This window comes from Raineya sp., from assembly GCF_053497555.1.
In genome coordinates this window covers 13,265-32,483 of sequence record NZ_JBRCWE010000108.1, presented here as the reverse complement: position 1 = coordinate 32,483, position 19,219 = coordinate 13,265, and the positions used below count along the sequence as shown (strand labels likewise).

Here is a 19,219-nt window from a genome sequence, read left to right as displayed (position 1 = left end):
GAAACCAGAGTAGATACGTGGGTAAATTTGTTAATTTTATCCTTTATGGTCATTTTTATCCGAAGAATTATCAAAAAAAATAAATCCTAAACAACCTCAGTGCTAAAAAAGAGGGGTATTCCATAAAAATTATTTATGTATTTTTGGAAAGTCCCCAAGACTGTATTCAACGAATAAAAATCAGAGTAATGCTTGGTGGGCATTTTGTTTCTGATGAAGATGTAATTCGTAGGTACTACCGTAGCAAATCCAATTTTTGGAATATTTACAAAAATTTAGCAGATGAATGGGTAATAATTTATAACTCAGCAGACAAAGAGCCTCAAAAAGTAGTCATTGGAACAAAAGAGAATTTTGTAGTTGAACTTGAAAATTTATTTAATAACTTCTTAAAAGACCTTGAAAATGAGAGTGGATAAATTAGATAGCCTAACAGTTTATCAAAATGCATCTATATTTACTAATTTATTTAGCAAAGCGGTACAAAGAGCTAAAGAAATTAACCGAAAAAATGGATTGCCCAATGATTTTGTTATTAAGGGAAAGCGTTTCTATGAGTTGCCAAATGGAGAAATTGTAACCGAAAATCCTTTGGAACAAAAGACTACCTAAAAATAAAATAATTTCAAATACTGACTTGGCAAAATAACGTTATAGCGTAAAATTATGAATTGTAATGCTTCCCTTTACGCTTCAGCAAAAAAAATGCTGACTAATCCTAAAAACATTATGAACTTCACCCAACGGCTCAGATAACGAAAATGCTTGCGTCTGTCGGCATAATACAAGCGAATAATTAGCCACGCTGTTGGAAAAAAGATAATGCTCGTAAGAAAAACGACAATGCCTCTGTTGAGAAAAAAGAAACTCACTGCCAAATTGGAAATAAAAGCCGCTACAAGAGCATAAACAAATATTTTGGTACGTGGTATGCCCCAAATAATAGGTAAAGTTTTACAACCAAAGGCTTCATCGCCTTTCACATCTTCCATATCTTTGATAACCTCTCGTACCAGCGTTATGAAAAATGCAAAAGAAGCGTAAATGTAAATCTCTTCGTAGTGCTGATTGTAATAAAAAGCAACTATCCAGACCGTAGCTCCTGTAAGCAGTGCAATCGCAAAATTTCCTACAAAAGGCAAGCGTTTGAGCAAATTGGAATACCACCAAAGCAAAAAAATGCAAATGAAGTTAATGACAGCAATTTTCCAAGATAGCCAAAAGCCTACAAGCATTGCCAGAGCATTGAGCAAAAAATTGAAAAGCAGAGCCATTCGCCGCTGAATTACACTGCCTACCACTACCCTATCGGGTTTGTTGAGCAAATCTATTTTTACATCGTAATAATCGTTGATGATATACCCCGCCGCCGCTATCAGCACCGTACTGGAAGAAAGCAAAAAAAATCGCAAATCTGTAAAATGTTCCCATACACTTTCAGCAGGGCTATCTATGAAGAAAATCTTTACCAAGTATTGCGTAAAGCCTATCATTAGTAGGTTGCCAAAACGTACCAAACGAATAAAAGCCCGAAGTGCCGAAAACTTACTTTGCTGAAAACGACCCATTGCAAGAAAAAATCCTCAACAAAAAAAGTAAAAATCGCACAAAAAACATAATTTTGAACCGAACTTCATAAGTTGTTTTGATGAGTTTGTCTAAATATTTTGAATAAAAGTCTATTAAAGGCGTAAAGTTTGAAGGTTTAAGGTTCAAAAGTTTAAGGTTTCAAAACTTTTCAAACTTCAAACCCCAAACTTCCAACTTTTCAAACCTTCTTTCATAAATTTTAGACAAGCCTTATCTGATTGAAAATTTAAATTTCATCAAAAAAAATTTCGTATGAACTTGAAAAATATTTTACCAAAAGTTTTACCGCATACCATTGCCGTAGTGTTGTTTGTAATTATTTCGCTTGCGTATATGTCGCCTGTTATGAAAGGCAAAAATCTTCGCCAACACGATGTAATCCAAAGTTTGGGGGCGGCACATCAATCGCAAGAATACTACAAAAAAACAGGAGATTTTCCCTTTTGGAATCCGTATATGTTTTCGGGAATGCCCAACTATATGATTTATATGGATTACCCAAGCAGTATTTCGGTACATTTGGGACGTATGCTTGTAAATCTGCTTCCCGAACCCGCTAACTTGCTCTTTTTGTATATGCTTGGAGCATACGTAGGGCTATGCCTGATGGGGTTTTCGCCTTGGCTTTCGTTTTTGGGAGCGGTGAGCTTCGCTTTTACTTCTTACAATATTATCAACATAGACGCAGGACATATTTCTAAATGCCTTTCCGTGGCTTTCATACCACCTATTATTGGGGCAGTGTGGCAAGTGTATCGTGGGAAATATATTTTAGGAGGTATTTTACTGATGTTTTTTTCGGCTATTCACCAATACGCCAACTTTGTGCAAATGACCTATTATTTAGGGCTTACCCTACTTATTTTCGCTTTGGTAGAGTTTATTATAGCTATAATACAAAATAACTTGAAGCATTTTGTAATAGCTTCCGCAGTAGCCATTATAGCAGGCGTTCTGAGTATGAGCAACCATATCAATCGGTATATGGTTGTAAATGAGTATGTAAAGAATACGACCCGCGGAAAAAATGAATTGAGCGATAGCCCTGAAAATGTTGTTTTGGGTGCAAGTGCCAAGAAAAGCAAAACTCAAAACAATGCAGGAGGTTTGGATAAAGAATATGCTTTTCGTTGGAGCTACGGCATAGGCGAAACACTTAATTTTCTCATTCCCAATGCCTATGGAGGAAGTTCTTTTGAAACTCCCGCCGAAAACAGCAAACTAATGGAGGCTTTGCAAGAAGAAGCCTCTAAATACAACCTTCAAGCAGAAAATTTATTCAACTATTTGCTTTCGCAAGGGGCTTTGCCTGCAATGTATTGGGGCGAGCAACCGGGTACAGGCGGTCCTGCTTATATGGGAGCAGTGCTTCTTATGCTTTTCGTATGGAGTATGCTCATCAGCAAAAATCCTCTGAAATGGTGGGTTTTGGGGGCTGTATTGCTTTGCGTGAGCATTGCTTGGGGTAAAAACTTCTTTCTGAACGACTTTTTCTTTGATTACCTGCCGCTGTTTAATAAGTTCAGAGCCGTTACGATGATACTTTCTTTTATGCCTATTTTTCTTGTAATAGGAGCGGCTTTGGGCTTACAAGAAACTCAAAATATTTTACAGGAAAACCCTGATATTTTTTGGAAAAAACTAAGAGTTTTTGCGATTTTCTTTGCAGGAACACTACTTATTTTTGCTATGGCAGGCGGATTGTTTTTTGATTTCCGCTCTACACAAGATAGAATGCTTATCAAAGAAGGTGGCGAAATGGCAGATTTGTTCAAAAACCTTGTCCGAGCCGCCCAATATGATAGATTAAGTCTTTTCAAAGCAGATGCTTGGCGTAGCTTTGTTTTTGTAATGCTGGCTTTGCTGGCTTTGTGGGCTTTGTGGAAAAAATATATCAAGTTTGAAATTGCTATTGCAGTTATTTCTTTGCTTTCGCTCATAGACCTATTAGGCGTAGCCAAACGCTTTTTGAACAACGAAAAATTTGTAGAAAAAGAAGAAGCCCGCACTCTTGAACCCTCGCCTACTGATGAAAGCATTTTGAAAGATACGTCCTACTATCGCGTACTAAATTTGGGCAATCCTTTTAATGATGCTTCTACTTCTTATTTTCATCACTCGGCGGGGGGGTATCACGGAGCAAAATTGCGAATCTATCAGGACATCATTAGCGGGCATTTGGATAAAGAAATACAAGCCCTCTACAAAAATTTACAAGATAGTGCAGGCAAGCTAACGCAAGGAAGCACCTACAAGCCCGTAATAGATATGCTGAATATCAAATATTTTATTGTGCCTTTGCAAGGAGGTAAAAGTATTGCTATTCAGAACCCTGATGCTTTGGGTGCGGCTTGGATTGTACCCGAATACAAACTCGTTGAAAACGCCGATGAAGAGCTAAAAGCCCTCAAAAACTTAAATATTCGTAAAATGGCTGTTTTGCGTAAGCAAAAAGGCACTGATAACTTAAGCAGTGTTCAGTGGGATAGTTTAGCCAAAATACGCCTAACCAAGCATTCGCCTAATGAAATGGTTTATGAATTTGAAGCAAAAGCTCCTCAGTTGGTGCTATTTTCGGAAATTTACTACCGAATGGGCGAATCGGGCTGGCAAGCCTATCTTGATGGCAAACCTGCTGAATATTTCAAGGCAAATTATGCTTTGCGGGGAATGGTTGTTCCTGCGGGTAAGCATACCATTACTTTCCGTTTTGAAGCAAAAGTATATCAAGATGGTGAAAAATTGGCACTTATCAGCTCTATTCTAATGGTTTTACTACTTTTGGGGGGTGGTTTTTATCTTTGGAAAAAAAGCAAACCCAAAATTGATGCTGAAAGTTAGTTTTGAGTAAAAGATAGTTTAGCCCTCAAAAATTGGTTATCAAAACGGCGGGGAAAGGGCAAAAAATGGTGTTTTTCTTGGTAGGGTTTCATCTGCTTCATAGCATTGAACCCACAAGCCGTAATAACCCGCCCTGCTTGCTCAAAATAATGATGAGCTTCTTGCAAATGAAAATGCGTATAGGCAAAGGAAGTATCTAATTTCTTGATTGGACTTATCACACAAAAACGTGGTTTCTGGTTTTCCATTTCAGCTTGTTCGTAGGCAAACGCCAGTAGCTCACACACCTCTGCTTCAGGCTCAGAATGAACGATGAGCCAATCGTTTTTATCAAACATCTGAGGAACAGATTTGCGAGAATATTCAAAATGCAAAAGCTCTAATTTTTTGCTGTAATGGCTTTCTAAAAAATTCTGATGAGCTTTTTCCAAAGTTTCAAGCAAGTAAACTTTTTCGTAAGGTAAAGTTTTTTGCCAAATACCTTTATAGTTTTCCCACTGCAAAATGCGAGCAAAATAAATCCATTGCAAGTTTCTTTGAGCAAGTGCTTGCAATTCGCCCAATATGCCGCAAGGGAAACTATCTACCCAAATTTGCTCAAAGTTGTATTTACGAAATTGTTGCTCAAGCCAAACTTGATAAAATTCAGGATTTTGAGCCAAATGCGAAGGCAGTGGCAAAATAGGTAAATCGGGAAAATAGCTTTGAGCAAAAGGCGAAGCCGAAAGCACTTTTACACTATCTTTTGCCAACTTAAAATATTCTAAAAGTGCTTTGGCACGGGCAAGATGCCCCATTCCACCACCAACGGCATAATATAAAATCACACTTCGGTAATTTTAGGCAAAATCAGGTCTAAAATCTGCTCCAAACATTCTTCTTTGCTTTGCAGATGCGTGTATAACACTAAATCGGGATTGAGGGGTTTTTCAAAAGGGCTATCAATACCCGTGAAGTTTTTAATCAGCCCTGCTCTGGCTTTGGCATACAGCCCTTTGACATCTCTTTGCTCACAAACTTCCAAAGGGCAATCCAAAAAAATCTCAATAAAATCCTCTCCCACAATATCTCTGACAAGTTTTTGAATTTCATTGGTAGGCGAAATAAAAGAGGCTATCACAATTACACCACTATTCATCAAAATTTTGGCAACTTCGGCGGCACGGCGTATGTTTTCCTTGCGGTCGGCTTCGCTAAAACCCAAGTTGTTGTTTAAGCCACTTCGCAAGTTATCGCCGTCCAGCACTTGTGTCAGAAAGCCTTTTTCGTACAATTTTTTTTCTAAATGCAAAGCCAGTTCGCTCTTACCCGCTCCCGAAAGCCCCAAAAACCAAATCACTTTGGCTTTTTGCTCCAAAAGAGCTTCTTTGTGGCTTCTTTGCAAAAATTCAGTAGGAAAAATTTCGGTGGTAGTCATTGTCGTAATAGTTATAGTGGGAAAAAGTTTTCTTTGCAAAGATATACAGATAAGTCGGATTTTTTCTAATTTTGTGCAAAATTTTGATACAATGCTCATCAAGACCAAAAAATACGAACTTACCCCCAAGATGTATCGGCGGGTAGGTATGCAATACATCTTACGCAAGCAGTGGTGGCTTCCTGTGGCTATTTTTGTAGGAATCATTGTTCTCAATATCATCATCAATGCTTTGGGCTACAAAAATTGGTGGATTTATACGCTTGCCCCACTGGGAGCCTGGCTTTGGTATCTTTTCTGGTGGATACAATACACAGGCATTCCCCAACTACCCCAAAATCAAGTAATGTTTGAAAAATATTCGTATGAAATTAGTAGTCAGAATATTTTGATGAAAAAAACGCCCCAAGAAGCAATGATGTTCAAGTGGGATTTAATCAAGGAAGCCCACAAAAGCAAAGATGCTATTACGCTGGTGATTTCCAAAGGGCAGTTTTTACATTTCCCCTTCAAAATGTTCAATTCCGAAAATGAAATCAAATTTTTGGAAACAATTCTTATGCGTAAAAACCTACTACCTTCCACAGATAGCGAAAAAAGTGAAGGTAGCAAAGAAAAATCTACTACTGTACAGGTTTCGGGGAATGGTGTATTACAGAAAAGCAAAAAAAGCAAGTAAAAATCTTGTTTTTTTGAAAAAACATTCTTACTTTTGTAACGTATAAACAGAGAACGGTCGGCAAGCAGTCAGCCGTTTTTTTTACTCATAAGGCAATACAGGTTAGCTATTTTCGGCTCACTTGTATTTTCGTTTTTTGTTGGTTGAACTAAACAGGTTATTGTTATGTCAAAAATTTCTTATTACACCCAAGAAGGCTTAGAGAAGTTGAAAAAAGAGTTGCACGAACTTCGCACCAAAGGCAGAGCCGATATTGCTCGTCAAATCGCAGAAGCACGCGAGAAAGGCGATTTATCTGAAAATGCTGAATATGATGCCGCCAAAGAAGCCCAAGGCTTGCTGGAGCTAAAAATTGCTAAATTAGAAGAACTTATCAGCAATGCCCGCCTAATGGACGAGAGCAATATTGATTTGTCTAAGGTTTCTATTTTTTCTACGGTGAAAATTAAAAACAAAAAAACCAAAGCTGTAATGACCTACACGCTGGTTTCGCAAGAAGAAGCAGACCTGAAAGCAGGTAAAATTTCCGTAGAATCGCCTATTGGCAAAGGGCTTTTGGGCAAAAGCGTTGGTGATGTAACTAAAATTCAAGTTCCCGCAGGAGAGCTGGAAGTGGAAATTTTGGAAATTTCACGCTAAACAATGGTCGGTGTAAAAAAGCACCGACCATTTTAGTTTTCAGAATAGCCTTTTTGAAAATGTTCTTTTTCTTACTAACTTTGTACTTGTATTTTTGGTTGATAACAAAAAATTTGGTTTTATGCAAGCAAGCACACTCAACGCAAATGGTGAAATGGTGTTTCAGAAGCGTTTGAAACAAGATACCTTTGAACACCCCGATTTTTATGGCATTGATGATTTGCTCACCGAAGAGCATAAGATGGTTCGTCAGGCAGTAAGAGATTTCGTGAAAAAAGAAATTTCGCCTTATATTGAAGATTGGTACGAAAAAAATCATTTCCCTTACGAAATAGTACGAAAATTTGGTGAGTTAGGCGTTTTCGGACCTACTTTGCCCCAAGAATATGGTTGCGGTGGAATGGATTATATTTCGTATGGCTTGATGATGCAAGAAATTGAACGTGGCGATTCGGGTATGCGTTCTACGGCTTCGGTGCAAGGTTCGCTTGTGATGTTTCCCATTTATGCTTTTGGCTCGGAAGAACAAAAGCGTAAATATCTGCCCAAACTTGCCAAAGGTGAAATGCTGGGTTGCTTCGGACTTACTGAACCCGATTTTGGCTCAAACCCTGCGGGAATGGTAAGCAACTTCAAAGATATGGGCGACTATTACTTGCTCAATGGCTCTAAAATGTGGATTTCCAACTCACCAAAAGCCGATATAGCCGTAGTTTGGGCAAAAAATGAAGAAGGACGCATCAAAGGGCTGATTGTAGAGCGTGGAATGGAAGGTTTTTCAACCCCTGAAATTCACGGCAAGTGGTCTTTGCGTGCCAGCATCACAGGCGAGCTGGTATTTGATAACGTGAAAGTTCCCAAAGAAAACCTGCTTCCTTTGGCTGATGGGCTTTCTGCTCCGCTCAAATGCTTGGATTCGGCTCGTTATGGTATTGCTTGGGGGGCTTTGGGGGTAGCAATGGATTGCTATGAATCGGCTCGTAAGTATGCAATGGAACGCATACAATTCGGAAAGCCAATTGCCTCTTTCCAACTGGTGCAGAAAAAACTTGCCGAAATGCTGACCGAAATTACCAAAGCACAGCTTATTTGCTGGCGTTTGGGTACGCTCAAAAACGAAGGCAAAGCTACTACTGCCCAAATTTCTCTTGCCAAACGCAATAACATTGAAATTGCCCTCAATATAGCTCGTGAGGCTCGTCAAATCCACGGCGGAATGGGTATTACCAACGAATACCCCATTATGCGTCATATGATGAACCTTGAAAGCGTGGTTACTTACGAAGGTACTCACGATATTCATTTGCTCATCTTGGGTAATGCTATCACAGGTATTCCTGCATTCAAATAGTATTTAGATAAATATGCACTCCTCTTTCCCTAACAATAAGAGGAGTGCTTAAACACTAATTTTTATGATAAAGACCCCTGTTCATATCACTCCTTCTCCTATAATAGAAGCTAATGTTGAATGGCGATTTCAGCCAGTTATTCCCAAAGAAACAATTCTAGGTGTGTTATATGAAAAGGTAAAAAATGAATTTACCAAATTAGAGAAATTGCCTTCTGCATTTTTACCTCCAGAAATATTGGAAAATGATCCTACTCTACAATATGCCCCAATGTATAGGCTAATTGAAAGCAACTTCACTATACAAGTTGGTTATCATTCCATAAGTTTTCATCTTAATAATAAATACTCTGGTTGGCAGTTTTTTGAAAAAAAATTATTTAATTTTTTTCAAACTCTGAAAGAAACTTCCATCTTTCAAAAACCTACGAGTTTTTCAATGAGATATATTAATTTCTTTGAATATGAAGTTTATCCAAACTTAAACCTAAATGTCCTTCTCAATGGAGAAGAACCACGTTTAGATAACTTAATTTTAAGAATGGAGTTAGCAGAACATAACTTTCTTAAAGTTTTGCAATTTGCAAATAAGGCAAGCATTATACAAAATCAAGTTCAAAAAGAAGGTTCTCTTGTAGATATTACTTGCATTTATTCAAATGATGATTATTTGCAGTCTTTTGAAAATTTAGCTAATCAAGCCCATCAACTTATTAAGAACACCTTTTTTTCACTACTTAAAGAAGATTTTATTGAACGATTTAACCCACGATACATATGAAAATCCTTCCATACGATATTGGCAATTCTAATGTTTTAATACTCAGTAGCCCCCAAATTTCTACTTGTAAATTTACTAGCAATCTTACTATATTTGAAAGCCTAAATTTACAAGCAATCTATCTTTATTCTGTTCAAAAACATTGGAATATTCTTACATCTATAGCGGAAAACCTTTTAAAAGAAAGCCAAGATTTGGACCCAATTATCTCTCAAATTATTGATGAAAATTACGAAGATTTGATACTAAAACTATGAGTATAGTTTTTGACGATATTAAAACTTTTCTCCCTAAATATCTTTCAGAAGAAAATCATAAAAAACTCTTTGAGGAAATATCAAATTTTCCTAATAATTTGGATAGCAGATTTTATACAAGTTACCTCAAAGAAGAAAACGTAATTTTTCAGGGGGATGGTATAAAAAAACTCAAGTTTGCTGATTTAGCGAAAGGGCAATTTTACGATTCGCCTGCTATTATACTTTCAAATACTTGTGATATAGATCCTAATAACCAGCGTCTATTCCCTGCAAATATTTGTTATGCACCTATTTTTAGCTTAAAGAAATATCAATCAAAACTTCTTGAACAAAAAATAAAATCAGAACAAGATATTCTGAACCACATAAATATTATTCGCAAACAGCGAATTACTCAAATTTTTTATTTACCACAAGGTGGTAATCTTCCCGAAGAATGTATTGTTTTTCTGGACAGAATAAATCATTGCAGTGCAAGTTCAATAAAAATTGACCTACAAAGCCAAAGATTATTTACTCTCAGCAACTATGGTTTTTATATTTTTATGCTCAAACTCTCTATTCATTTTACACGTATTCAAGAAAAAGTAGATAGAGGATAAATTATGCTTCAATGGAAAATTTGTGGTATGAGAGAAACTACCAACATACAAGAGGTGGTTTCTCTCTCACCTCATTTTATGGGTTTCATCTTTTACGAAAATTCTAAACGATTTGTGGGGAAAAATTGGCAAATGCCTTCCCTACCCCAGCAAACTCGCAAAGTTGGCGTTTTTGTAAATGAAACCTGTGAAAATATTACTTCCATAGCTCAAAGATACGAATTAGATTATCTGCAACTGCACGGTGAAGAAAGTCCTGCATTTTGCTCGGAATTAGGTAAAAAGCTCCCTTTGCCTATCGTAAAGGCTTTTGGTGTGGGACAAGGCTTTAAATTTTCAAATTTAGAGCCTTATTTGCCTTTTGTTGATGCCTTTTTGCTGGATACACAAGGCAAAGAGCGTGGTGGCAATGGTGTAGCCTTTGATTGGCAAGTGCTGAAAAACTATCCTTATGCAAAGCCCCTATGGATTAGTGGCGGAATTTCTTTGAAAAACAGCCCTATGCTGTTTGAATTTTTGCAAAAAAATCCGCAAATTCCTATACAAGTTATAGATTTGAACAGCCGTTTTGAACTCGCCCCCGCTCTGAAAGATATAACCCAACTGCAAGTTTGGAAAAATAACTTTTTTGAACCTTTTGCTCAAAAAAACAATGAAACTCAAAATTATCAGCCGAAGTAGTAAGCTCGCTTTATGGCAAACTGAATTTGTTGCTCAAAAATTACAAGAAGCAGGTTTTAGCACCGAAATTGTAACTATTGAAACCAAAGGTGATAAAATTCTTGACCGCTCACTTTCCAAAATCGGTAGTAAAGGAGTTTTTACAGAAGAATTGGAAGAGCAACTACTTTCGGGAGCAGTGCATTTGGCTGTTCATAGTGCCAAAGATTTGCCCTCTCACTTGCCCAAAGGCTTGAAAATTATTGCCTTTACCGAAAGAGAGCAAATGAATGACGTTCTTGTGAGTTTTAAGGAAAATATTTCGCTTGCCGATAAAATGGTCATAGGCACTTCCTCTACTCGCCGCATTGCGGTTTTGAAACATTTTTACCCGCATATTCAAAGCACCGAAATACGAGGCAACTTGCAAACTCGCTTGCAAAAATTACAAAATGGACTTTGTGATGCTCTTATTTTAGCTTATGCAGGTGTAAAAAGAATGAACTACGAGCATCTCATTCGCCAGCATTTGCCTTTGGAAATTTTTACGCCTACTGCGGGGCAAGGTAGTATTGCTGTGGAAATCAGCGAACATTTGGAAAAAGATTTGCAAGAAAAGTTAAGAAAAATCCTGAATCACGAGGCTACAGCTATCTGTGTAGAGGCAGAAAGGGCGTTTCTGCATACTTTGCAAGGTGGTTGTAGCGTGCCTGTTTTTGTGCTTGCTACTTGGCAAGGCGAAAAAATTTACTTACAAGGAGGTTTGCTTGGGTGGAATGGTGAAAAAATTATCCGAAAAACGGCTCTCTGCCTGCCCAATGAAGCTATCAACACTGCTATTGCTCTGGCTAACGAAGTTTTGGCAAGTGGTGGAAAAGAAATTTTAGCAGTCGCAAATAAATGAAAGTTTTGACCTCAAAGCAAATTTACCCTAATTTTATGAAAACTTGAAGTTTGCGTCTGATGACCCCTTGAACTTTTGGAACTATTAAACCTAAAACAAATTTTGGAACATCAAACCATCATAGAAACGTTTGGCAATCGTTTGCGTGTGCGTGTATGTGGCTTGTTGGTGCAAGAAGGCACGATTTTACTCATCAAACACACAAATTTGGGCGAAGGGGGCTACTTATGGTCGCCACCGGGAGGAGGTTTGCATTTTGGCGAAAGCATCAGCGAATGTTTGCAAAGAGAGTTTCTGGAAGAAGCAGGTCTGCAAGTACGAATCAAGCAGTTTTTGTTTGTATATGAGTTTTTAGAGCCTCCTTTGCACGCTATTGAGTTGTTTTTTGAAGTAGAGCAAATCGGTGGAGTATTAAAATTGGGCAAAGACCCTGAAATGAGCCAAGAAAGCCAAATTTTACAAGAAATTGCTTGGGTAGATTACGATTTCTTGAAACAAGAAAAGCCCGATTGCGTGCATTGGGCTATCAGGCAAGCAGAAAGTATAGAAAATTTACTTCAATGCAAAGGTTGGTTATGCAAAAATTCTTTCAAGGGAAAATAGTTCTTATCACAGGGGCAAGTTCTGGGATTGGCAAAGCCTTGAGCCAAAGGTTTGCAGAACTGGGTGCCGTAGTGTATAATGCAGATATTCAGGCTCCTACTCATCAAATAGCAAATATTTCTCACTTACCTTTGGACGTGAGAGATTTTGAGCAATTTCAAAGTGTCTTTCAAATCATTTTACAAAAACACTCCAAGATTGACTTGGTTATCAACAATGCAGGAATAGGCATAGCAGGCGAAGCACAAGATTTAAGCATTTCGGAGTGGAAAAAAGTGCTTGATATAAACCTGCTTGGCGTTGTAAATGGTACAAAAATCGCTTACGATATAATGAGCGAGCAAAGGTTTGGGCATATTGTCAATATGGCGTCTATGTCTGCTCTGATACCTTTTCCGCTGGCTATTCCGTATGCTACTGCCAAGCACGGTGTTTTAGGTCTTTCTAAATCTTTACGGGTAGAAGGCAGAGCTTTGGGAGTAAAAGTAACTGCTATTTGTCCGGGCTTTGTAGAAAGTGCCTTGTACGAAAACGCCATCAAATCGCATACCGATACCGAAAAAATCAAATCTACCATTCCTTTCCCTATCCTTCCTACCGAAAAAGCTGTCAGGTACATTCTGAAAGGAATTGTACACAACCAAGCTGTTGTCGTTTTTCCTTTTTATACCAAACTCACCTTGTGGCTTGAAAGAATTTTCCCCAACCTATTAAGCAAATTTGTAATTCAAAAAGCCGTTAAAGACTTCCGTAAAAGCAAAACTTAACAAAAAAATAACCCTCAATATAAGACGAGCTAAACTAAAAGTTTTTACTTTTGTAAGTGGTTAAACAACTGAACGCTTATGAAATTATTTTCACTTTTAGGTCTGCTTTTGTTTGGTTTTTCTACTTTTGCCCAAGATACACTCCGCCCTGCTACTCACGAAATTGAAGTAGAAGATTTGCTCAAAAGAAAAGGTGAAGTAGATGAATTTGAGGACGTTTCTATTATTACTACCAGCCGTACCAGTGAGCAAAAATCCAGTAAAGCACCGGGAACTATTGTGGTTATCACTGCTGAACAAATTCAAAGAAGGGGTTACACCTCGCTAATGGAACTCTTGCAAGATATTCCGAATGTGCGTGTAGATAATTTGGTAGATCCACGCTGGAACAACAATATTCTTATGCGTGGTATTGCAGGAACTAATGGCAGTGCCAACGATAAATTTATTTTACTCATAGACGGAGTACGTGCCAATTCACCCACCAACGATATTATTCCCATTGTTGAGAATTACCCTGTTCATTTGGCTAAACAAGTAGAAATTGTATTCGGTCCTGCATCAGCTTTGTATGGAGCAGATGCTTTCGCTGGGGTAATCAATATTATCACAAAAACCGCTGATGATATTCGCCGAAGCGAAGTTACTGCTATCGGTGGAATGTATAATTATGTTTTGGGAAATTTGCAAATGGGCAGACGTATCAATGAAGATTTGAGCTATACTTTTTCGGCTCAATATCACTACGACCAGCAGCCGCAACTGAGCAAATTTTATTCAGAAGAATACAAAAATTTAGAACAAAACCTGCAAACAGGAAATTTCAACACCATTTTCGGTCCGCAAACTGCAAATGTATTTCCCTATTATAGTCAAACACCTTTGCGTAGCTATGCAATGCACGGAAACATACGCTACAAGAACCTATCTTTTACACTTTTCCGCAACGAAGCTATTAACCCTTCCACGATTGCCCAAACCCCCGATAATGTAGTGTATAATCGTGGAGCATTTTTCGGACACAATGTAACAATGGGTAATCTGACATATCAAAAAAATTTAGGAAAATGGCAACTCACAAGTTTTCTGATTGGCAGTCATTATTGGCTAAACCCTGAAAGTAATTTCCGTAATGTATATTCAGGCTTGAGACCTGCCTATAAGTTCTCAAACGGCTTGATGCTGAAAGCTGAGCAACTTGCCAGTTATACGCTCAATTCAATCATTAGCTTTTCGGGAGGTGTTACTTACGAATATTTTAATTCTGTGCCTCGCGGACACGATTTAGAATATGTTTTGAGTAATCGCAAGCAAAGAGCCGTTATCATTGGCAGTATTTATCCGCTCAATCCTACGGGTATTGAAGTTCCTATTCCCTTTATTGAGTACAGCAATATTGGCGGTTTTTTACAAACACAGATAAATCCCGTAGAAAAAGTTTCTGTTACATTAGGAACGCGTTATGATGTCAATAGTCGTTATGGGGCTTCGCTCAATCCAAGAGCAGGTATCGTGTTTGAAATAAATAAGCATCTCAATACAAAGCTACTATATGGTTCTGCTTTCCTTGCACCTTCGCCACTTTTTGCATTTGAGCAGTTTGGTTCTTTTGTAAGTTTTGATAATGGTGCAAGTTATGTTTCTTTCTTTTTCCGCCTCCCGAACCCCGATTTGAAGCCTCAAACTATTCAAACTTTTGAAAGTTCTACTTCGTTCAACAATGGTAAAAATTTCCGAGCCAATTTTAATGCCTTCTATTCAATAAGTGAGGGCTTGTTCAATTACGGACCTGATGCTATCAACGGCAATCGCTACAATGGGCAATTTTTAGGTTATCCCGTAGCTTTCATAGAGGTTGCGATAAATAGTGAAAGGCAGTTCAGCTATGGAGGTTCTTTGGATTTAGATTACCGATTGAACATAGGCAATAATCAACGTTTGAATTTCTATGCTTCTGCAAGTTATGTTGGTGGTAAAGTAACTAGCAAAGATACGCTCAATCAGGAAATACTTATTGATTTAGCCGCTATTTCGCCTTGGATTTTCAAAGGTGGTTTTGAGCTTGAACTAAACCGATTTACTTTTACACCTCGTTTTATTTTTGTCAATAAACAATTTACCTATGCCGTAAGTCAGCGTGAAAATGGCACTGCAAGACAAAACATTGACGGCTATGCTCTTTTGAACCTTCATCTCAACTACCGCATTAGTAATTATTTCAATGTGTTTCTGCAAGGTAGAAATTTACTTGACCAGCGTTATTATTCGCTCAATTTAGGGGCTTCTCCTGAAACAGCTCTTCAAGGAGCGGCAGGAGCAGAATTTGCAAACGGTGCCCCCCAGAATCCTTTGCGTATAATGGCAGGATTTAACTTAAAATTCTAAAAACAAAACTCTATGCGTTACCTTCTTGCATTACTATTCATTTTATTAGCCTTGCCTTCGCTTTGGGGGCAAAGTAGTATCAATGAACTCATTGCCCAACTCAACCAAGCCAAAGATGATGAGGCGAAAATACAAATTTCTAAAAAAATTGCCCTCGCTTATCAAAGACAAAAAGGATATGGCAAAGCCATTGAGTATTATCAGCGAGCTTTGGATTTAGAAAAAACCAACAAAAAGCCGCTTCATCAGCAAGGAGAAACCCAAAAAGATATTGCCTTTGCCTACCTGATGATGCAAGACTATCCGAAAGCTAAAGAAAATTACAAGAAAGTCTTGGAAATTGAAAAAGCTGATAACAATAAAGCCGAAATTACCGAAACTTTGGAAGGACTTGCTACTATTTGTACCGAAAATAAAGAATACAAAGAAGCTATTACCTATTACCAAGAACTGCTTGGATATTACAAAGACGACCTACCCGCTCTTGCGAATACCTATAACAATATTGGTTACAACTATAAAAAAATGGGGGATACCAAAAGAGCCTTAGAAAACTTTGACCAATCTATTAAAATCAATCAGCAAATTGCCAACCAAAATAAAGGTAATACAAGTATTAGAGCCGTTGCTTTGATGAATATCGGCTCTACCTACACCAATGAAGGAGATTTCAAAGGGGCAAAAAAATACTATGAAGATGCACTTGTCATCAGACGCTCACAAAACGATAAAGTTGAAGAAGCTAAATTGCATAACTTTTTAGCTGTCAATGATTTTCTTGCAAATAGAAACGAAAATGCCTTGGACTATGTAGATAAGGCAATAGCGATAGCCGAAAGGGAATTGAATGGGGCAAATAAACTCAAAGCCCAAGAGGTACTGATGTCCAGTTATCAAATCAAGGCAAATATTTATCAGCAACAGCAAGATTTGAAAGAGTATCAAAAGAACTACCAAAAATACTTGGATTTACAAAAGGCTTATCAGGAAGAAGAAGCCCGCCAAAGACAAGAAATGATTGAACGCCAGTTAGAACTTGAAAAAAAGGAAAGTGAAATAAAAGCCAATATCGCACAAGAGGAAAAGAAAGAAATGGAACTTGTGCAAGCCAACTTGGAAAAAGAAAAAGCCAAAAAGGAAGCCGAACTTCGTGAAAGTGAAATTCAGCGTCTCAAAGCCGATAGAGAATTGCAGGCTCAACGATTGCGTAATGCCGCCATTGAAAAGCAACGTGCTGAACAACAATTGGAGCTAATCCGTCAGAAAGCCGAAGCCGAACGCCAAGAACAACAAATTGCCGCTCTGGAAAAAGACAAAGAAATAGAAAGGCAAAAACGTGAAGCAGAAAGAAAAGAAGAAGAACGCAAACGAGAAATCTTAGAGAAAGAAAAGCAACTTGCTGACCTGAAAGCCAAAGAAGAAGAACAAAAAAACTTTTATACGCTCATTGGGCTGGCTATTGTAGGGGCTTTTTTAATTTTTGTGGGCTACCTGCTTATCCTGAATAGGCAGAAAAACAAAAAACTTGCCGCTCAAAATGCAACCATTGAGGAGCAAAACAAAGAATTGCAAGTACAAGCTGAAGAATTGCAACAACAACAGGAAGAGATTATGGCTCAAAGAGATGCCATTGCTCAAAAAAATGAAATGCTTGCCGAACAAAACGAAAAAATTGAAAAAAGTATCAATGCCGCCAAAACTATACAAACGGCTATTTTGCCCTATACCGAAAAATTACAAAAACTTTTCAAGGATTACTTTGTGCTTTTTATGCCTCGCGACGTGGTAAGTGGAGATTTTTATTGGATTGAACAGCTTGATGCAAACAGAACTATCGTTGCCGCTGTGGATTGTACAGGACACGGCGTTCCTGGTGCCTTTATGAGTCTGATTGGAAATAGATTGCTGGAAAAAGTCGTGATTTTGAATCGTATCCACGAACCGAGCGAAATTTTGGAAAATTTGCACCAAGAAGTGCAAAAACTACTTCGCCAAAAAGAAACAGGCAATCGCGATGGTATGGATATGGCTTTGTGCATACTTGAAAAAACGCCTGATGGTAAAACCAAAATTCATTTCGCAGGGGCAAAAAGACCACTTTATTATACTGAAAATGGTCATACTCAAGTTTTCACACTCAAAGGTTCAAGAAAATCCATAGGAGGCGACCAAAACGAAAATATAAAATTTGAAACCAATACCCTCGTGCTTTCTCCAAACTCTTGCATATATCTATGTTCTGACGGAATTACTGACCAAAATGATGTCGAAAGGGTAAAACTCGGCGAAAGCAAACTGAAATACACACTTTCTAATATAGCCACACTATCAATGACAGAACAACATAAAGCTATACAGAACCTTTTAGAAAATCAGCTACGAGGCACTTTGCAAAGAGATGATATTTTGCTCATTGGTATAAAATTATAATCTGAAAAATACTCAAAAGCCCCTACTTGCATCAAGTAGAGGCTTTTGGGAGCATTACAAGAAATTTTACAATTATTTGCAGTGTTTTCCTAAATACTCTTCACATTCAGTATCGCCGAGTTCTTGGGCTTTTTTCCAATCTTCGCAAGCTCCTTTTTTATTTCCTGTGAAAAACTTGGCTTGCCCACGGAAAGTATAAGAGCTACCCACAGTGTTATCCAACTGGATAGATTTATCAAGACTTGCAAGTGCCAGTTTATACTGCCTTTGTTGCAATTCTATTTCTCCTTTCAAGGCATAGGCTTCGGCATTATTAGGATTTGCGGCGATGGCTTCTCTTACGTGTTTCATTGCCTCGGCTTTCTTTTCAAGATTGAAATAGTACAAAGCTAAATTGTAATGAGCCTTGTCGTATTTAGGATTGATTTTGAGTGCTTTCTGATATTCAGCGATTGCTTTTTCAGAGTCGCCTTTGCGTCTGTACATATTGCCAATTCTAACGTATGCTTCCAGAAAATCAGGTTTCTTTTCTAAAACTTTGGCAAAATCTTTCATTGCTTCTTCCTCTTTTCCCATATTTGAATACAATTCAGCCCTTTCAATGTAAGCCTCTAAATAATCGGGCTTTAGTTCAATTACTTTATTGAAGCTATTGATAGCTAAATTGTACTGCAACAATGCTTTTTTTGCCATACCTCTTTGGAAATGAGCATCTACATAATCGGGTTTTGCGGCAAGAGCTAAATCAAATTTTTCTACGGCGGCATTGTAGTCTTTGGCTTCCATTTTAGCCATTCCGTCTTTGAATACTTCTTCGGGATTTTGGGCAAAAGCCAAGTAATTCAACCAAAAGAAGGATAAAAGTAAAGCAAAACGTTTCATAACACTTTTATTTTATAGGTTTTACAAAATTTCAATGCAAAAGTAACAAATACCTTGCCAAAAAGCAAGAAATATCAAAACCTGTTCATTTAGCAAATTTTCACATAAACCCTAATTCCAATTTTGCTACTTCGCTCATCATATCGGTAGAATAGGGCGGGTCGAAGGTGAGTTCAAGTTCTACATCATTTACACCTTCTATAGCCTTGATTTTATCCTTCACTTCTTGCGGAAGCATTTCTGCCGAAGGGCAATTGGGCGAAGTAAGTGTCATTTGTACATACACATTATTGATAGGAAAAATTTTCAAATCGTAAATCAAGCCCAACTCCCAAATATCCACAGGAATTTCAGGGTCGTAGATAGTTTTGATAGCCTCAACTACCTTTTCTCGTAAATCTGGAATTTCTGTAAGATTGCTCATAGAT

General features: G+C 37.8%; 19 protein-coding genes. 14 read left to right on the top strand and 5 right to left on the bottom strand.

What is annotated here, in order from left to right; all coding sequences use genetic code 11:
* The first annotated feature begins 143 nt into the window (after positions 1 to 143).
* Together ACWITO_RS13820 and ACWITO_RS13815 are read left to right on the top strand one after the other, a co-directional pair.
* On the top strand, positions 144 to 419 hold the full coding sequence (locus ACWITO_RS13820) for a hypothetical protein (RefSeq protein ID WP_448530579.1): 276 nt from the start codon (positions 144 to 146) through the stop codon (positions 417 to 419).
* Positions 406 to 612 carry a hypothetical protein gene (locus ACWITO_RS13815; RefSeq protein ID WP_448530578.1) on the top strand — a complete coding sequence of 69 codons (207 nt, stop codon included), beginning with the start codon at positions 406 to 408 and terminating at the stop codon, positions 610 to 612. The genes ACWITO_RS13820 and ACWITO_RS13815 overlap by 14 nt, the downstream gene beginning before the upstream one ends.
* A 74-nt stretch (positions 613 to 686) precedes the next feature.
* Here the strand turns inward: ACWITO_RS13815 and ACWITO_RS13810 are convergent, their stop codons facing one another.
* Entirely contained in the window at positions 687 to 1,568 is an 882-nt protein-coding gene (locus ACWITO_RS13810; protein ID WP_448530577.1) for a geranylgeranylglycerol-phosphate geranylgeranyltransferase, read from the bottom strand.
* Between the two features lie 274 nt (positions 1,569 to 1,842).
* On the opposite strand from ACWITO_RS13810, the gene ACWITO_RS13805 reads away from it, so the two are divergent.
* Positions 1,843 to 4,431, top strand: a complete 2,589-nt coding sequence (locus ACWITO_RS13805) for a hypothetical protein (protein WP_448530576.1) — start codon at positions 1,843 to 1,845, stop codon at positions 4,429 to 4,431.
* Here ACWITO_RS13805 and ACWITO_RS13800 read toward each other — a convergent pair.
* Together ACWITO_RS13800 and cysC are read right to left on the bottom strand one after the other, a co-directional pair.
* Positions 4,428 to 5,258, bottom strand: a complete 831-nt coding sequence (locus tag ACWITO_RS13800) for a hypothetical protein (protein WP_448530575.1) — start codon at positions 5,256 to 5,258, stop codon at positions 4,428 to 4,430. The two genes, ACWITO_RS13805 and ACWITO_RS13800, sit on opposite strands and share 4 nt — an antisense overlap.
* A complete protein-coding gene (cysC, locus tag ACWITO_RS13795) occupies positions 5,255 to 5,848 on the bottom strand; it encodes an adenylyl-sulfate kinase (protein WP_448530574.1) in 594 nt (197 codons plus the stop codon). Before cysC ends, ACWITO_RS13800 begins: the two co-directional genes overlap by 4 nt.
* 91 nt (positions 5,849 to 5,939) lie before the next feature.
* Here cysC and ACWITO_RS13790 point away from each other — a divergent pair, with 91 nt between their 5' ends.
* The 11 genes from ACWITO_RS13790 (at position 5,940) to ACWITO_RS13740 (ending at position 17,909) form a co-directional block, all read left to right on the top strand.
* Positions 5,940 to 6,527, top strand: coding sequence for a hypothetical protein (locus ACWITO_RS13790; RefSeq protein WP_448530573.1), 588 nt, complete (start codon positions 5,940 to 5,942; stop codon positions 6,525 to 6,527).
* 165 nt (positions 6,528 to 6,692) lie between these two features.
* Complete coding sequence (greA, locus tag ACWITO_RS13785) at positions 6,693 to 7,166, top strand: transcription elongation factor GreA (protein WP_448530572.1); 474 nt, start codon at positions 6,693 to 6,695, stop codon at positions 7,164 to 7,166.
* A gap of 154 nt (positions 7,167 to 7,320) precedes the next feature.
* Complete coding sequence (locus ACWITO_RS13780) at positions 7,321 to 8,517, top strand: acyl-CoA dehydrogenase family protein (RefSeq protein WP_448530580.1); 1,197 nt, start codon at positions 7,321 to 7,323, stop codon at positions 8,515 to 8,517.
* A 64-nt stretch (positions 8,518 to 8,581) separates the two neighbouring features.
* Positions 8,582 to 9,298 (top strand): TIGR04255 family protein, encoded by a 717-nt coding sequence (locus ACWITO_RS13775; protein WP_448530571.1) that lies wholly within the window; start codon positions 8,582 to 8,584, stop codon positions 9,296 to 9,298.
* A gap of 253 nt (positions 9,299 to 9,551) precedes the next feature.
* Entirely contained in the window at positions 9,552 to 10,160 is a 609-nt protein-coding gene (locus tag ACWITO_RS13770; RefSeq protein WP_448530570.1) for a hypothetical protein, read from the top strand.
* Between the two features lie 27 nt (positions 10,161 to 10,187).
* Complete coding sequence (locus ACWITO_RS13765; protein ID WP_448530569.1) at positions 10,188 to 10,841, top strand: phosphoribosylanthranilate isomerase; 654 nt, start codon at positions 10,188 to 10,190, stop codon at positions 10,839 to 10,841.
* Complete coding sequence (gene hemC / locus ACWITO_RS13760) at positions 10,813 to 11,724, top strand: hydroxymethylbilane synthase (protein WP_448530568.1); 912 nt, start codon at positions 10,813 to 10,815, stop codon at positions 11,722 to 11,724. The genes ACWITO_RS13765 and hemC overlap by 29 nt, the downstream gene beginning before the upstream one ends.
* Before the next feature lie 102 nt (positions 11,725 to 11,826).
* Entirely contained in the window at positions 11,827 to 12,327 is a 501-nt protein-coding gene (locus tag ACWITO_RS13755; protein WP_448530567.1) for an NUDIX domain-containing protein, read from the top strand.
* Positions 12,285 to 13,094 carry an SDR family NAD(P)-dependent oxidoreductase gene (locus ACWITO_RS13750; protein ID WP_448530566.1) on the top strand — a complete coding sequence of 270 codons (810 nt, stop codon included), beginning with the start codon at positions 12,285 to 12,287 and terminating at the stop codon, positions 13,092 to 13,094. The genes ACWITO_RS13755 and ACWITO_RS13750 overlap by 43 nt, the downstream gene beginning before the upstream one ends.
* A 78-nt stretch (positions 13,095 to 13,172) precedes the next feature.
* Positions 13,173 to 15,479: a TonB-dependent receptor plug domain-containing protein gene (locus ACWITO_RS13745; protein WP_448530565.1), complete on the top strand. Its 2,307-nt coding sequence runs from the start codon at positions 13,173 to 13,175 to the stop codon at positions 15,477 to 15,479.
* Positions 15,480 to 15,491: 12 nt separating this feature from the next.
* Positions 15,492 to 17,909: a tetratricopeptide repeat protein gene (locus tag ACWITO_RS13740; protein WP_448530564.1), complete on the top strand. Its 2,418-nt coding sequence runs from the start codon at positions 15,492 to 15,494 to the stop codon at positions 17,907 to 17,909.
* Between the two features lie 72 nt (positions 17,910 to 17,981).
* Here ACWITO_RS13740 and ACWITO_RS13735 read toward each other — a convergent pair whose 3' ends face one another.
* Both ACWITO_RS13735 and ACWITO_RS13730 read right to left on the bottom strand, forming a co-directional pair.
* Positions 17,982 to 18,791 (bottom strand): tetratricopeptide repeat protein, encoded by an 810-nt coding sequence (locus tag ACWITO_RS13735; RefSeq protein ID WP_448530563.1) that lies wholly within the window; start codon positions 18,789 to 18,791, stop codon positions 17,982 to 17,984.
* A gap of 100 nt (positions 18,792 to 18,891) precedes the next feature.
* On the bottom strand, positions 18,892 to 19,215 hold the full coding sequence (locus ACWITO_RS13730) for a DUF59 domain-containing protein (protein ID WP_448530562.1): 324 nt from the start codon (positions 19,213 to 19,215) through the stop codon (positions 18,892 to 18,894).
* Positions 19,216 to 19,219: the final 4 nt, after the last annotated feature.

Coding starts and splice junctions, on each gene's coding strand:
- greA (WP_448530572.1), top strand. CDS start 6,693: ATGTCAAAAATTTCTTATTACACCCAAGAAGGCTTAGAGAAGTTGAAA.
- ACWITO_RS13810 (WP_448530577.1), bottom strand. CDS start 1,568: ATGGGTCGTTTTCAGCAAAGTAAGTTTTCGGCACTTCGGGCTTTTATT.
- ACWITO_RS13730 (WP_448530562.1), bottom strand. CDS start 19,215: ATGAGCAATCTTACAGAAATTCCAGATTTACGAGAAAAGGTAGTTGAG.
- cysC (WP_448530574.1), bottom strand. CDS start 5,848: ATGACTACCACCGAAATTTTTCCTACTGAATTTTTGCAAAGAAGCCAC.
- ACWITO_RS13780 (WP_448530580.1), top strand. CDS start 7,321: ATGGTGTTTCAGAAGCGTTTGAAACAAGATACCTTTGAACACCCCGAT.
- ACWITO_RS13805 (WP_448530576.1), top strand. CDS start 1,843: ATGAACTTGAAAAATATTTTACCAAAAGTTTTACCGCATACCATTGCC.
- ACWITO_RS13765 (WP_448530569.1), top strand. CDS start 10,188: ATGAGAGAAACTACCAACATACAAGAGGTGGTTTCTCTCTCACCTCAT.
- ACWITO_RS13735 (WP_448530563.1), bottom strand. CDS start 18,791: ATGAAACGTTTTGCTTTACTTTTATCCTTCTTTTGGTTGAATTACTTG.
- ACWITO_RS13815 (WP_448530578.1), top strand. CDS start 406: ATGAGAGTGGATAAATTAGATAGCCTAACAGTTTATCAAAATGCATCT.
- ACWITO_RS13740 (WP_448530564.1), top strand. CDS start 15,492: ATGCGTTACCTTCTTGCATTACTATTCATTTTATTAGCCTTGCCTTCG.
- ACWITO_RS13790 (WP_448530573.1), top strand. CDS start 5,940: ATGCTCATCAAGACCAAAAAATACGAACTTACCCCCAAGATGTATCGG.
- hemC (WP_448530568.1), top strand. CDS start 10,813: ATGAAACTCAAAATTATCAGCCGAAGTAGTAAGCTCGCTTTATGGCAA.
- ACWITO_RS13750 (WP_448530566.1), top strand. CDS start 12,285: ATGCAAAGGTTGGTTATGCAAAAATTCTTTCAAGGGAAAATAGTTCTT.
- ACWITO_RS13745 (WP_448530565.1), top strand. CDS start 13,173: ATGAAATTATTTTCACTTTTAGGTCTGCTTTTGTTTGGTTTTTCTACT.
- ACWITO_RS13775 (WP_448530571.1), top strand. CDS start 8,582: ATGATAAAGACCCCTGTTCATATCACTCCTTCTCCTATAATAGAAGCT.
- ACWITO_RS13770 (WP_448530570.1), top strand. CDS start 9,552: ATGAGTATAGTTTTTGACGATATTAAAACTTTTCTCCCTAAATATCTT.